Origin of the sequence: Halocola ammonii (assembly GCF_049334165.1) — a bacterium.
Classification (GTDB): Bacteria; Bacteroidota; Bacteroidia; order Flavobacteriales_D; family Sanyastnellaceae; genus JBEGHD01.
Map to the genome: position 1 here is coordinate 344277 of NZ_JBEGHD010000002.1, position 13710 is coordinate 357986.

10 protein-coding genes are annotated in these 13710 nt (G+C 43.5%); 5 read left to right on the top strand and 5 right to left on the bottom strand.

All coding sequences use genetic code 11. From position 1 onward, the window contains the following. The first annotated feature begins 144 nt into the window (after positions 1-144). From ABHV44_RS03765 to ABHV44_RS03775, 3 genes are all read left to right on the top strand, one after another. Complete coding sequence (locus ABHV44_RS03765; RefSeq protein WP_459073316.1) at positions 145-3468, top strand: VPS10 domain-containing protein; 3324 nt, start codon at positions 145-147, stop codon at positions 3466-3468. Between the two features lie 76 nt (positions 3469-3544). Continuing rightward, complete coding sequence (locus ABHV44_RS03770; protein WP_459073317.1) at positions 3545-4639, top strand: M42 family metallopeptidase; 1095 nt, start codon at positions 3545-3547, stop codon at positions 4637-4639. Between the two features lie 226 nt (positions 4640-4865). Then, a complete protein-coding gene (locus ABHV44_RS03775; protein ID WP_459073318.1) occupies positions 4866-5243 on the top strand; it encodes a hypothetical protein in 378 nt (125 codons plus the stop codon). 2 nt (positions 5244-5245) lie between these two features. On the opposite strand, the gene ABHV44_RS03780 is transcribed toward ABHV44_RS03775, so the two are convergent. Genes ABHV44_RS03780 through ABHV44_RS03800 form a run of 5 tightly spaced genes read right to left on the bottom strand, consistent with a single transcriptional unit; the run spans position 5246 to position 11939 of the window. Next, complete coding sequence (locus tag ABHV44_RS03780) at positions 5246-5650, bottom strand: response regulator (RefSeq protein ID WP_459073319.1); 405 nt, start codon at positions 5648-5650, stop codon at positions 5246-5248. A gap of 1 nt (position 5651) precedes the next feature. Continuing rightward, positions 5652-6740, bottom strand: coding sequence for an ATP-binding protein (locus ABHV44_RS03785; protein WP_459073320.1), 1089 nt, complete (start codon positions 6738-6740; stop codon positions 5652-5654). Positions 6741-6788: 48 nt separating this feature from the next. Then, the gene (locus ABHV44_RS03790; RefSeq protein WP_459073321.1) at positions 6789-8924 is read right to left on the bottom strand and encodes a sensor histidine kinase; all 2136 of its coding nucleotides are present in this window, start codon (positions 8922-8924) and stop codon (positions 6789-6791) included. Further along, positions 8921-9631 (bottom strand): hypothetical protein, encoded by a 711-nt coding sequence (locus ABHV44_RS03795; protein ID WP_459073322.1) that lies wholly within the window; start codon positions 9629-9631, stop codon positions 8921-8923. Before ABHV44_RS03795 ends, ABHV44_RS03790 begins: the two co-directional genes overlap by 4 nt. After that, a complete protein-coding gene (locus ABHV44_RS03800; RefSeq protein ID WP_459073323.1) occupies positions 9618-11939 on the bottom strand; it encodes an Rv1355c family protein in 2322 nt (773 codons plus the stop codon). The genes ABHV44_RS03795 and ABHV44_RS03800 overlap by 14 nt, the downstream gene beginning before the upstream one ends. A gap of 244 nt (positions 11940-12183) precedes the next feature. Between ABHV44_RS03800 and ABHV44_RS03805 the strand changes: the two genes are divergently transcribed. Both ABHV44_RS03805 and ABHV44_RS03810 read left to right on the top strand, forming a co-directional pair. Further along, the gene (locus tag ABHV44_RS03805) at positions 12184-12639 is read left to right on the top strand and encodes a hypothetical protein (protein WP_459073324.1); all 456 of its coding nucleotides are present in this window, start codon (positions 12184-12186) and stop codon (positions 12637-12639) included. Positions 12640-12720: 81 nt separating this feature from the next. After that, a partial coding sequence (locus ABHV44_RS03810) for a TolB-like translocation protein (protein ID WP_459073325.1) occupies positions 12721-13710 on the top strand: 990 nt, incomplete at its 3' end.

Here is a 13710-nt window from a genome sequence, read left to right on the forward strand (position 1 = left end):
TAATTCTAACAGTATCAAAGTGTGAATGGTAGGTTGCTGAAGAACTTTGCTTTACCAGAATCAACCAATTTTAATACTGTTTGTTGCCGTATCTTTAAGCCAAATGTAGCTTTTTTGTACCTCAAGCATAAACCGAAAATTTTGATGAAACTAATTCAACTCACTCTCGCACTTTTAGTGTGTTCTTTTGCTTCTGCTCAAAACTGGGTAGAGCTCAAACAAGCAGGAGCGCCTTTTAGCGAAGTCCGCGAAGCATTCTACGAAACTTATCAGGGAAATGAGGAACTCCGCGGTCGCGGTCACAAACCCTTTCACCGCTGGGAATACTTTATGGAACAACGTGTTTATCCCGGTGAATTTTTGCCGCCCACTTCGCACATGATAAATGAGTTTTACCAGCACGGTCTCGACAGGCAAAGTGCTGTTTCATCGAGCAGAACCAATGGCTCCTGGGAGCCTTTTGGATTGACCTCGTGGGAAAACAGTGGTTGGAATCCGGGCATAGGCAGAATCAGCGCCATTGCCCGTCATCCATTTTCTCCTCAAATACTTTTTGCAGGAACGCCATCGGGAGGTTTGTGGAAATCCGAGAATGGTGGAATAGATTGGGAGCCACAAACCGATCAGCTGCCCACACCGGGAGTTTCGGGAATCGTGATCAATCCACAAAATCCGGACATCATGTACATTGCTACAGGTGACGGAGACGCGGCCGACAGCTACAGCATTGGTGTTTTGAAATCGATTGACGGAGGTCAAAACTGGCAGACGACTTCGCTGAGCTTCGACCTTCAGGAAAACATCCGTTGCCACAATCTAATTATCCACCCATTCGAAACAAGCACACTTTTCGCAGCAACCAATCAGGGACTTTTTAAAACTGTAAATGCCGGATTGACCTGGGTAAACGTGAGCTCGGGCAATGTGCGCGATGTTCTTTTCAAGCCTGGAAATCCGGATGTGGTTTATTGCGTGACAACAAGATTTTACAAATCAACTGACGGAGGTGATAACTTCGAAATCACAAACACGGGAACACCGAACCCATCAGATGTTACCCGAATGCAGATTGCAGTTTCTCCAGATGACTCAGAGAGAGTTTACATTCTTGCAGCCAACAATACTGATTCTGGTCTGCTAGGCGTGTATCGATCTAATGATGCCGGTGAAAGTTTTGAGTTGACATTTGACACTTTGAATCTCCTCGGATATGCTGCCGATGGCACAGGAGAAGGTGGCCAGGGCTGGTACGACCTTGATATTGCCGTTTCTCCCGTAGATGCCGACCGTGTGTTCACTGCCGGAATCAATCTTTGGGAAAGCACCAACGGAGGTTTCAATTTTCAGAACAAGACTTTTTGGATTTACGATGAATTGAATGCGGATAGCTACGTCCATGCCGACATCCACAAGCTCGAATTTTTTGGATCTGACTTTTACGTAGGTTCCGATGGCGGGATTTTTAAGAGCTCCAACTTTGGAAACACTTTTACCGACCTAACTCCGACCATGCAAAATTCTCAGTTCTATAGAATCGATGTTGCAGACTACGATTCACAACGAGTGATTGGGGGAACACAAGATAACGGTACAAACCTCCGCGATCTCGGGCAGTGGACCCACGTAATCGGTGCCGATGGAATGGAGGCTCAGCTTCACCCTACCGATCCGAACGTGATGTACGGAAGTACCCAATACGGTGGCCTGAACAAGTCAGTAAACGGTGGAGTAGATTTCTATGGAATCGGTGGAAACATCGAAGAGGATGCCGCCTGGGTAACGCCATACCTTTTGAATCCTGTGAATCCAAATATCATGTATGCCGGTTTTGAGAGCGTTTGGCGAACTACCGATGCCGGAGAGAACTGGAGCAACATTTCAGATTTTTCCAACAGCTCTACACTGCGTTCACTGGCAGTTTCTGCTGCAAACCCCAATCACATTTACGCAGCAACACTCAGCACGATGTGGAAAACGACCAACGGAGGAGGAGACTGGGAAGCTGTTTCTCAAGGACTGCCCAACCTGGCGATAACGAGCATCACCTGCGATCCGGATAATGCCGGAAGAGTTTGGGTCACGCTTTCGGGCTACAACGATGGCCAAAAGATTTATGAAACAACTGACGGAGGTGAAAGCTGGGAGAATATTTCCAATAATCTCCCGAATATTCCAGCCAACTGTTTGGGTTACAATCCCGAAAATGGAGGTATGTACATCGGTACCGATTTCGGAATGTTCTACACAAATGACAACCTCGCCAACTGGCAGCCATTCAACAACGGGTTGCCAAATACAATTGTTCGCGATGTAGACTTGCACTTTGACGATCAAAAAGTAACGGTGGGGACCTACGGTAGGGGAATCTGGCAAAGCGACTTCTACTCAACACCTACCGAAGCTCCTGAGCCGGGTCTAACTGCCGATCGACAAAGAATCTGCGAAGGACAGACTGTAAATTTTGCAGACATCAGTCAGTTCAACGAGCCGGAGTGGTCGTGGACTTTTGAAGGGGGAACTCCCGCTACATCGGACGAGCATTTCCCGGAGATTCAGTACAACTCGCCAGGAACTTACGATGTGGAGCTGACCGTACAAAATGAAAACGGACCGGCAACCATTGTGCTCGAAGATTTTATTACTGTTTTCCCTGCGGCAAGCATGGTTTCGAACATCGAAGAAGGTTTCGAGTCAATTTCAGATTTGGTCGACTCCGAAGAGTGGGAAGTGAATTCTACTGCAAGTGCTATCGGATGGCAGATTACTGACCAGGCGGCAAAGTCAGGTGATAAGTCGATGACGATTCAGAACTTCAATCTCGATGTGCCGCACACCTATGAGTTCATTTCGAGACCAATCGATTTGTCTACAGCCACGAATGCACAGCTTAGTTTTTCTTTTGCTTTTGCGCGTATGGACGAGGATGATACAGATGAAATGACTCTTTATTTCTCTTCAGATTGTGGACAAATCTGGAATATCAGAAATCTGTACAACAGCCAGTTTGGCCTTGTGAGTGTGGAGCCGGAAGAACAATTAACGGCTTTTGTGCCTCAGGGCCAAGATCAATGGGAAGAGGATGAAGTGAGTGTTACTTCCAATTATTTTGTCGATGGTTTCATGTTCAAATTCGTTTTTGAAAACGGCAACGGAAACAATCTATACATTGATGACATCAATCTCAGTTCTACAGTTGGAGTTGATGAATTTTCTGCAGAAACAGTACTTGAGGTTTATCCAAACCCAGCGAGTGATTTGCTGAATGTCAGAATCACTCAGCCGACCGCAGAGAGAAGTATGGTGATCGTTACAGATGTCACCGGAAGAGAAGTAAACCGCATTCAGATTCCACCATTTAGCGGTGAGCAAAAAGTGGGATTGCAGGTGAGTGATTGGCCTGCCGGAATCTATCAAATCAGTTTTAGCAATGGCCGTGGAAAAACTGTTGAACGATTTGTTAAACAGTAAGCCGTGATTACTGTTGAGTTGATCGCGAAAGGAAGTTCGAATCATTAAATTCGCTCATCTCAACAAAATCAAAATTATGGCTAAGAAAAAGAAGATCATCAATAAGAAATCTGAAGAGTTTTTAGAAAAATACCTCAACAACGCCTCGCCAACAGGGTTTGAGAGCAATGGGCAAAAGATGTGGATGAAACACATCAAGCCTTACGTGGATGAATTTATCACAGACACCTACGGGTCGGTTGCTGCGGTGATAAACCCTGAAGCTGACTACAAGGTTGTGATCGAGGCCCACGCGGACGAGATCGGTTGGTTTGTGCATTACATCACTGATGAAGGATACATCTACCTCAGAAGAAATGGTGGTTCAGATCATCAGATTGCTCCATCTAAACGCGTAAACATCCACACTAAAAAAGGGGAGGTAAAAGCTGTTTTTGGCTGGCCGGCAATTCACACCAGAAGCAAAGACAAAGAAGAAGCGCCATCTCTAAAGAATATTTTCCTCGACTGTGGCTGCACTTCAAAGGAGGAAGTGGAAGCGCTCGGAGTACACACGGGTTGTGTGGTGACCTACGAAGACGAGTACATGAAGCTCAACGATAAGTTTTATGTTGGTCGTGCGCTGGACAACAGAATTGGCGGTTTTGCAATTGCTGAAGTGGCGCGCTTGATTCACGAAAACAAGGACAAACTGAACTTCGGGCTTTACATCACCAACTCTGTTCAGGAGGAGATTGGGTTGCGCGGTGCACAGATGATTGCCGAGCGGATAAAACCCGACATGGCGATTGTTACGGACGTATGCCACGACACTTTCACTCCGATGATTGATAAAATTGATAGCGGAGACACCAAGAGTGGGAACGGACCTGTTTTGGCCTACGGTCCTGCTGTGCAAAACAAACTGCTCGATTTCATCATCCAAACTGCTGAGAAGAACAAGATTGACTTCCAACGTATGGCCGCTTCGCGCAGCACGGGAACAGACACCGATGCCTTTGCCTATTCAAACATGGGCGTGGCCAGTGCTCTCATTTCACTGCCGATTCGCTACATGCACACAACGGTGGAAATGGCGCAGATCAAAGACGTTGAGACTCTGATTGAACTCATGTACAAGGTCGTGACGAGCTTCGATCCAAAGAAAGTTTCTTTCAGTTATTTTGACTAATGTCACTTACAAAGCGAGTCGGGAGATGCATGTTCAACCGACTCGCTTTTTGTTTTCCTTTGCTCAGCACCACGCACTTATTCTTTTTTTGTAATATTTATTAGCTCGATTTCAATGGTTTTTGGATTTTTGCAGCCAGAAGCAACTGAAATTGCTAACGATAAACGAGTGAAACCGTAAAAGGTTGAGGACTAACTTTCTTTCCTCAACTTAAAAATTGAACCAGATGCACCCAGAAGATAACTTTGACCAAAGAGTAGCAGAGATTCTCAAAAGCAAGCCGGACTCACCTGAAGCAGGTGTGGTGGAGACCATAGCCCAACGTTATGAAGAGGGCACAAGCTACTTCCTGATGGTGAGCGATGTGGCCTACAGGTTGGGTATCGAAATTTCGGTAGATAAGGTTGAAGGTAGAAAAGTGAAAAAGCAGGGGTTCACACCAATCATGAAGTTTACTCCGCTCAACACCCTCGAAGAAGAGCCGAGAGAAGAAGCGCTTACCAAACGTCCAGGGAATGCAGAATATGCATGGGCTACGTTGGCCGATAAAACATTGAAGTACTTATCTGAAATTTCGGAATTCGAAGAAAAAATAGACGTCTAGCTCTATTTTTTATCTAATAGTTTTTTGAAAAGACTTACATCGAGTGGCTTCTCGAGTACTTTTTCTACGCTAGAATTTCTCTCCGCTTTTTTAATGTCGTTTCTGTCGATGCTTGAGGAAAGCATGAAGATTCTGAATAGACTTCTGATTTCTGGAGGAAAAGCATCCATTCGGATGATGCATTCAAAGCCGTCCATTCGCGGCATTTGAATATCCAGTAGAATCACATTTTGATAGCCTTCAAATTTATCGAGGTGATCGTTTAGATAAGCAAAAAACGCATGGCACGAGTTGAAGCAATCGACATTGTCGGTCGTGTTGGAGAGGCGAAGTAGCTTCTCGTTCACAACGCGATCAATCTCGTTGTCGTCAATTAAAATTACATGTAGCTCCTTTTGCGCACTCATGCTATTGGTTCAGCTTATTGGGAACTTCAATCAGAAAAGTCGTGCCCTCTCCGGGGGTAGACTTCACGTCTATTGTTCCATTCATTTTATCTATCGCCTCTTGAGTAATGTAGAGGCCAATTCCGGTGCCAAGCTCGTTTGAGGTCGACTCGCGGTAAAACATATCGAAAATCATGGGGATGTTTTTTTCTTCAATCCCAATTCCATTGTCTTTTACACGGATCATGACTTTCTCTCTCGTATTGCGTACGGCAACTTCCACAAATGGTTGTTCTTTTTCCGTGTCGCGATATTTTATTGCGTTGTTTACCAAATTATTCAAGACAATTTTTAGCCGCATTTCATCCAGACTGATATCTCCTTCCTGTTCTATTTTCTTAAGAAATCTGACTTCCGGGGCGCCATCAATGTGTCTGAAGTGTTCGTAAACTTCATCTACCAAAAGGTCGAAATCCACTTTATTTAATATTTCTTCCTTGTTGCTGTTCTGGTAGTAGTTGATGATATTTTGGACAAAGTTGTCGAGTTTACCCACGCTCGATTCAATCATTTCGAGGTAGTGGTTGTGCTCGCCTTCAACCCTTGCGAGTTTAATGACTCCAAGTATGGAGGCAAGCGGTGCCCGCAAATCGTGAGAAGCACTGTAAACAAACTTTTCAAGTTCGTTGTAGGCGCGCTCCAGATCGCGGTTTTTTTCTCGTAATTCTTTTCGCGTTTTATATATATCGAAGGCGTTGCGAATGGTAATTCGCAGATCATTTTCGTCCCACGGTTTTGCGATGTAACGGTATACCTGACCTCTGTTTATAGCGTCAATAACTGCTTCGATATCGGCATACCCTGTTAGGAGCATCCTGATTGGATGAGGAAAGTCTTTGGTAATCAGCTCGAAGAATTCCACCCCGCTGATGTCGGGCATTTTCTGGTCGGAAATGACAATTTGAATATCGTTTTCCGATAGGATTTGCACCGCCTCGTTAGCTGTGGTGGTAGTAAAAACATTAAACTCTCTCCTGAAAGCAGCCTTGAAAGAGGTCAGGTTGTTCGGCTCATCATCCAGGTAAAGAATATTGATTTCTTCGTTGCTCATAAAGTTATTTTCTAAAAAGTAAGGTCGGGTGTTCTGGTGGCTGAAGTTTTAGAGTGATTTGGACAAAGTTATAAGAAATTCAGTGCCTTCATTTACTGCACTTTTCACCTCAATGTTACCGTTGTGGTCTTTGATGATTCCCAGTACAATAGCCAGCCCCAGTCCTGTTCCCTCTCCAACTTCTTTGGTGGTGAAGAATGGTTCAAAGATCTTGTGTTGCGTTTCTTCATCCATCCCACAACCATTGTCTTTTATTGAGACATAAATATTTTCACTGTCCTGATAGGATTTAACTTTCACCCAACGCTCGTCAAGTGGTTTTTTCGACATCTCAGTGGCCTGCACGGCATTGCTGATGATGTTCATGAAGACCTGATTGAGCTTTCCTGGATAGCATTTTATGGGCATCAACTCATCGTCAAACTGACGAATCACTTTGGCTCTTCCACGCACGTGACTTTTCAAAACGATGATAGTGGAATCGAGACACTCGTTGACGTTTGCTTTCTTCAGAGAGTCCTCATCGAGTCGGGAGAAAATCCGGAGGCCTCTTACGATTTCTGCCGTTCTCTTTGCACCTTCTGCCACACCGGAAAGCAATTGCCGTACTTCATCTTTGAGGTAATCTGTATCGAGTTCCTTTTTGAGTTTTACGACCTCATCAAAGGCTTCATTGCCATCGTTTTGAGATGCAAGTTCATCGACCTTGTCAAGCACCTGCATCAGGTCGTTGAAGTCGCGTTCAAGTGGTTTCACGTTTGATGCCACAAAGTTGATCGGATTGTTGAGCTCGTGAGCTATACCAGCCGTGAGCTGACCAAGGGATGCCATTTTTTCGGCATCTACCAGTTGAGCTTGCGTGCTCTTCAGTTCTTCCAGAGTCTGTGTGAGTTCTTCGTTAGACTTTTGGAGTTTTTCGGTGCGCTCTTTCACCTTCGATTCCAAAATGAGGTTTTGCTCTTTGATGATTCTTTCGTTCTCTCTCAGTGCCAAGAGAGCCCTGGCTTGCGACTGCTCTTTTTCCTTTTTGAGAATATTGATCCTGTCGGCAAGGGCAAAAGAAAGGAGCACCACCTCAATGGCTGAGCCTATCTGCATCCCACTTGCTGTGAGTGTGTTGTACGGGAGGATGTTGAAGTCTTTGAGGACATAGATAAATGCTCCGAGGATGAAGATAGTCCATGCGACCATGAAGAACCTTGCCTGTCTTACACCTTTTGAAACTAAGATCCAGTTTATAATTAAAAGCACGACTGCCAATGTTCCCACAATAATCTGCAGCATTATGTATGATTCGTGAAAATAGCCCAGAAAGGCTGCGGACATTGCTATAATGTAAACAGGGATAAAAGCAACAGTAATTCTATAACCCGTAGGCGAATGCTGCTTTAATTGTAAGAAGCTGTTGAAGAACAGGATGATGGTGATTCCAACAAATCCGCTGAGAAAATAGGTGGAGTAAAACTCAAGTTTTGGAAGGTTCGGCCAGAAAAAACGATATGTATATTGACCAGATAGGTTAGCCTGAGTTAGAAAAACCACAATCAAATAGAGCACATAGAGCAAGTAGGTTCTGTCTCTGGTGGACAAATAAAGAAAGAAATTATAGAAGAACATTACCAGGAAAATACCTGAGAATACACCGAATAGAAGATCTTTGATTAATAGCTTTTGAAATAGTGCTCGTTCGGTACATAGATACATCGGCAGTTGTATCTGGTCTGCACTCTTAACTTTCAGGTAAAAAGTCTTGCTCTGTTCTGGATCGAGGTCAAGGTCGAAAATATAACTTTGATACCTAAAGTTTCTGTTGTTTATAGGTTTTTGATAACCAGTTTTGAGCGAATCATAATCGCCTTTTCCGTCTGGAAAATAAAAGGTTACTTCGTCAATACTCGGCTTAGCAAGTTCAAGGAAAGTGCTTTCATAGCCCAAGTCGTTAGATATTGTGAATCTAACCCACGAGATTTTCTCAGTTACTCCCAGGTTCGGTACCCTCTGGTCCGATTTTTTGAAAGACTCTAATTTTCCTTTTGCAATTTGAAATGATTCTATGCATTTTCCTGCTTCGAGCAGGAATACACTTTGACCTATAGGTTCGTAGGGTTCGTTGTTGAATTCAACCTGTGCCAGCCCCGGGCAGGTCGTCAGGAGGAATAAAAGAATAGTCCAGATTATTTTCATTGCTCATTTGCTTTACCAAGGACGATGTTCACATCGTTCTGATAAGCAACTGCTACGTTTTTTTTCTGACTGAGTTCGATAAATTCCTGAGATGGGTTTCTCCTGATACTAAAAATCCTTCTTCTTTCTGATGGAATTGCTGTCTTCAACTCCTCTAAGTCTACGATCCGTAAAGCTGAAGCAACGAATCGATCATTGGGGTATTTGAACGTTCCCTGGTTTCCTATTTCTTCCAAGACAGAAAAGCCTATGCTTTTGGCCAGGTCGAGAGTGTATTGGGCAACCAAACAATACAAAGTATCTATTTCAATAAAGGCTGCATAAGCAACTGCAGCCCTGGCAAGAAGGGGACTTACACCTTTGCCAAAGACTTTTTTTGCGTTCCATAACCCACATACTTCAGCGGTTCCCCTTGCGGAATCACTCCGGACGAGGCCGTCAATTTCTGGATCGAGCTTATTCAGTGCAGATTGGATTGGTAGGCTTTTAAGAGCACTAGAGGTTCGGTCCAGGCGAATGCCGCCTACCATTTCACCACATTCAGTTTCAGCAGTTATAACGAATACGTCAGGATCATTCTGCCAATCCTCAGTATTTGTTGTCACATTCGTGATTCCATAGTCCACCAAAATTTTCCTGTGACCTTCTTTGAATCGATCACAGGCAACTGGGTCATCAACAGCTCTAAAAAATCTAAATCTGTACATCGGCCTTGTGAGTTAGAACTTCATGCAAGGGTTTTCTGAAGCTTTTTGGTTTGGTATTTTCGGCTTGAAACATTCTGAAAAGAAATACATCTTTTCTTCCCTCTGGGATGTCCACAATTTCGTAAAAATCTCTTTTAATTGCTCGAAGCTCATTCACCTCGTGAGCCTCAACCAGACCTTTTGGGTCTTCCGTAAAGGGGAATAGCATTTGGAGTACTGTCATTGGCTGCATAGCGATTTTTTTGTCTGTTGCTCTCAGCCACATGCGCTGCAACATTTGTCCTGCTTCAACGAGGTATTCAGGGGTGTGATCAGGAACAGATAGTACTCCGATCGCTGAAGCAGACTCAAAAGATTTCTTAGATACTCTTTCAAGTATGTTTCCGCCTTTGATTTTTCTTAAAAAGTCAACACCTTCCCAATTTTTCAAAACTTGCATTCCGATTTGGTCTGAAGGTGACATTTCAAATAACGACATGTCTAATCCGTCCCGGGTTCTTCCACTGTGCTCACGATTCCATCGTACTTCTTTTCCAAAGAAATCACGATGACCGTGTGGATTCATTAATCTGATTCGATCGCCTTTCCTCACCAATCTACCAATGGCATCCACTTGTTCTGGTTCAGTCACAATATGTAGTCTTGTGTTTTTTGACTCTGCAACTTCTTGAATTAAAGACTGAAGTTTCTCATGATCTATTATCGATCTTTCCGGAGTTTCTCGCTGAGTACACCTCAAATCGAGTAGGCCATGGTAATATTCAATATTCTCATCGGCAGAAGAGCCATGGTTTGAGAATGAGACAGCAGCAGTCATCTCATTTTCGCTTCCCAGAGGAAACCATTCTATATTAGTTTTTATGCCCCTGTGTTCGGCCTCAATTCGCATGGTTTCTAATGTAGTCCCATGAGAAATTAGGGTTCCAATACCTTTTGCATCGCTAAAGGCTTCTGTGATTTTTTTGTCGCGAAACAAGAAGTAAAGACCATTGTCTTCGCACCAGAGCCAGGGTTGCATATTCCCAACAGAGGGTGCGCCAATAGCTTTTTCAATAATGCTTTCGGCTACATCTGAGCTAATGTTTGAATTAGGGATTTTTAAAGATCCGGCTTTTTCAATTAACTCAAACATCTGATTTTGGCTCAGGTCTTTTCTTTCAGAATTCTCGAGCTCCTTTTTATTATTCTTGTCCTCATCCCTAATCAGCTCATCCGGGTCGATGTAATATCTTCCTGAAACATGCAGTTGGTCGAGGAGAATGCGTCTTACCAGGTTGGTTGCAAAAGCTCCTCCCATCACTACATCCGATGATAGCTGAGGCCAGGTGCCAATGGTTTGGCCCACCTCGAGAAGAGAAGCTTTCATTCTTGGTGAAAGATTTTCGGTCTGCACCATTGGGAGGAGGTAGGGCATTTTTTCTTCGTTGGTCTCGAGGCTTTTCATGAGCTCGTAATCCACGTTTTCGGGAATAAATCCGTGAAGCAGGGGATAGTCTTCCTCCAGGTCGTAGCGCTCGATGTCCAGGCAACCACGATCGCTCATATCCATCACGATCGGAACGCGGTGTTTCTTTGCCACTTCGCGAGCCAGTATTTTTATGTCGACTCCATCGCATTCTTCCACCAACAGATCGAGCATGCCGTCTTCGGTAAAAAACTGTTCGATGTTGTCTTCTGTAATTCCTTCGAAAAATGGCACCACCTTGAGATAAGGATCAATTTCTGCAATCTCGCGCGCCACCATCGTCACTTTAGGGATTCCCAGGTTTTGAGTTCCCGTACGAATTCTGTTGAGGTTAGTCAGCTCCAGGTTGTCGAAGTCCGCAATTCGGATTTCTCCAAAAGTGCGTTCCATTGCCATGGTAACCGATGCCGACTGGCCAACAGATAATCCAATTACACCGACTTTTTTGGAGCCTAGCAGATCTCGTTCTTCTGCTGTAATTTTATATTGATTGCGGCTGGTTCTGACTTTTATAAATTCCTCTTCATCAAGCAAGTGAACGACTTTTCGAAGCCATGGGTAGTAAACCCAAACACCGTACTCTTCTGCAGGAGTGTCACCCAGCTTTTCGGAAATCAAGCTTTCGATTTCGTCACTGGTGAGTTTGCGAGTGGGATGCTCAATTTTTATCAGCTCCTTCAATTGATCTCGCAGCTCATCGGCTACCAAAATTCCAGAGTCAGAGTTGAGTAGTTTCGACAGTTTTTCTCTCTCTGAGGAATTTTTTGCACGAAAAAATGAGGTTGTATAATCTGATTTTTCAGTTATACTTCTGATAGATATTAGCTTAGAAAAGGAACTCATCACAACAGGTTTTCGGGTATGAATATTGCAAAAAATGGTGGTAACTCCATGGGTTAGGTCGAAAGTTTTCAACACGGTGCAGGTGGTGCGGAGTGTTTTTTCTACCTTGGCCAATCGAATGATTTGATCGACAAACTATTGAATTAAACGAGTGAAATTTAATTCTCAATCGATAAAAATATTTTTTAACGCACTCGTAACTTCCGAAGGAAAGGGCTCGTAAACCCGGAGAAAATCGGTAATAATGAAAATAGTAGAGACTCTTAATATCGCCATCATTAGCAAAGACGAATCGTTTCACGCGTTTCTCAAATATCACTTCGAAGATTGTTATGATTTGCATTGTTTTGAAAGTGAGAATGACGCTGCTTCTAAAGTGAAAGCGATGCAGCCTGCTATCATTATTGCTTCTAACGATTCTGGTCTCGATTTTCTGGTTGAGTCAAAATCTATTTCTCCTAAAAGTCAGCGCATTTTGATGACTGACGATCCCACAAAACTCGATTTCGAAAAGGCTGTTAATCAGGCCGAAGTTTTCAGAATGATGAGTCTCCCGTTTGATGTCGAAAAAGTGACGCGCATTCTTGATGAAGCCACTTTAGTTTATGCCGAAAGATTGGAGCGGGAAAATGAAATCGAACGCCTGCGCAAAGTGAGTCAACAACTCGAATTTCAACTTCGCCAGAGTTTGATTGGTTAGTTCACATTCAAATTGTTTTTTCTCAAAATTCAGATTTTAAGAAAGTCTTAACTTAGGGACTTCTACTTAATTTCTGAAAATATGCTTTCTATTCGATTATCTTTAGTTCTCTTGTTTTTGACACTTTTCTCTTGCCAAAAGGACGGTGAGCTAGACACTTCCCAACCTTCTCCACCTGCTAATTGCACCGAAGTTTCGGATACGCTAGAATGCGAAGAATTTCCAATGCTCGGAATAACATGGTTTTCAGACAGCCGATTTCAGTATGAAAAGCCTTTTTTCAATCCTGAGAACAACTGTGAGTTTGTCTACGGCTACAAAGACTATGAGAAGGGGGAGTTTAAGCTCATGAAGTTCAACCTCGTTACTTGTGAGAAGGAGGTTATTGTTGATCAGGTTCGTCTATTAAATCAACCTGAATGGGGGAGATCTGGTTGGATTGCATTTGATAATCAATTCAATTATATGCTTTGGAGGGTTAACTCTAATGGGAACTCTCTCAGTCCAGTATTTCAGGAGACTAACAACCTGTATCCAGTCTGGAGCGATTCAGGTGATAAGCTATACTGGCAACATACGCCTAGTTTGGGAGTTCCATATTATTTTCTTCAACTGGATATTATTGATCAAGAAATAGACACTTTGATAAATTCCAGTGGTGACTACGTTGGATCTACATCAAAAAGTGATATTTCCGGTGACAATAAACTGATTACCAGAACTGCAATCGATGGTGAGAACCAGATTGGCTTTTCACCATTGGATAATATTGAATTCGTGCCTCTTGTAAATCTAGTTGAGAATGACTTGGCTAGTCTCACGGGACTCTGCTGGTCCAATACGGGTGATAAGGCCTACTTTACAGAGGCCCTTCGAGGTCTTTATGAACTGGAAGTTCCGTCAGGAGAGCATACTCAGTTAATTGATTTTTGCGACAATTTCAGTTATGAAAGTATCTCCTGTTCTGAGGATGGTACTCAATTGATAGCCGAAAGAGTAGATCGCGAATTGATTACTCTGGAAAATGGAAACTATTCAGGAGAAATCAGGCAAACATCGAGCATTGTTTTG

Bases quoted from the DNA above. Each gene is read 5' to 3' on its own strand.
- ABHV44_RS03765 (WP_459073316.1), top strand. From the start codon at position 145: ATGAAACTAATTCAACTCACTCTCGCACTTTTAGTGTGTTCTTTTGCT.
- ABHV44_RS03770 (WP_459073317.1), top strand. From the start codon at position 3,545: ATGGCTAAGAAAAAGAAGATCATCAATAAGAAATCTGAAGAGTTTTTA.
- ABHV44_RS03775 (WP_459073318.1), top strand. From the start codon at position 4,866: ATGCACCCAGAAGATAACTTTGACCAAAGAGTAGCAGAGATTCTCAAA.
- ABHV44_RS03780 (WP_459073319.1), bottom strand. From the start codon at position 5,650: ATGAGTGCGCAAAAGGAGCTACATGTAATTTTAATTGACGACAACGAG.
- ABHV44_RS03785 (WP_459073320.1), bottom strand. From the start codon at position 6,740: ATGAGCAACGAAGAAATCAATATTCTTTACCTGGATGATGAGCCGAAC.
- ABHV44_RS03790 (WP_459073321.1), bottom strand. From the start codon at position 8,924: ATGAAAATAATCTGGACTATTCTTTTATTCCTCCTGACGACCTGCCCG.
- ABHV44_RS03795 (WP_459073322.1), bottom strand. From the start codon at position 9,631: ATGTACAGATTTAGATTTTTTAGAGCTGTTGATGACCCAGTTGCCTGT.
- ABHV44_RS03800 (WP_459073323.1), bottom strand. From the start codon at position 11,939: ATGAGTTCCTTTTCTAAGCTAATATCTATCAGAAGTATAACTGAAAAA.
- ABHV44_RS03805 (WP_459073324.1), top strand. From the start codon at position 12,184: ATGAAAATAGTAGAGACTCTTAATATCGCCATCATTAGCAAAGACGAA.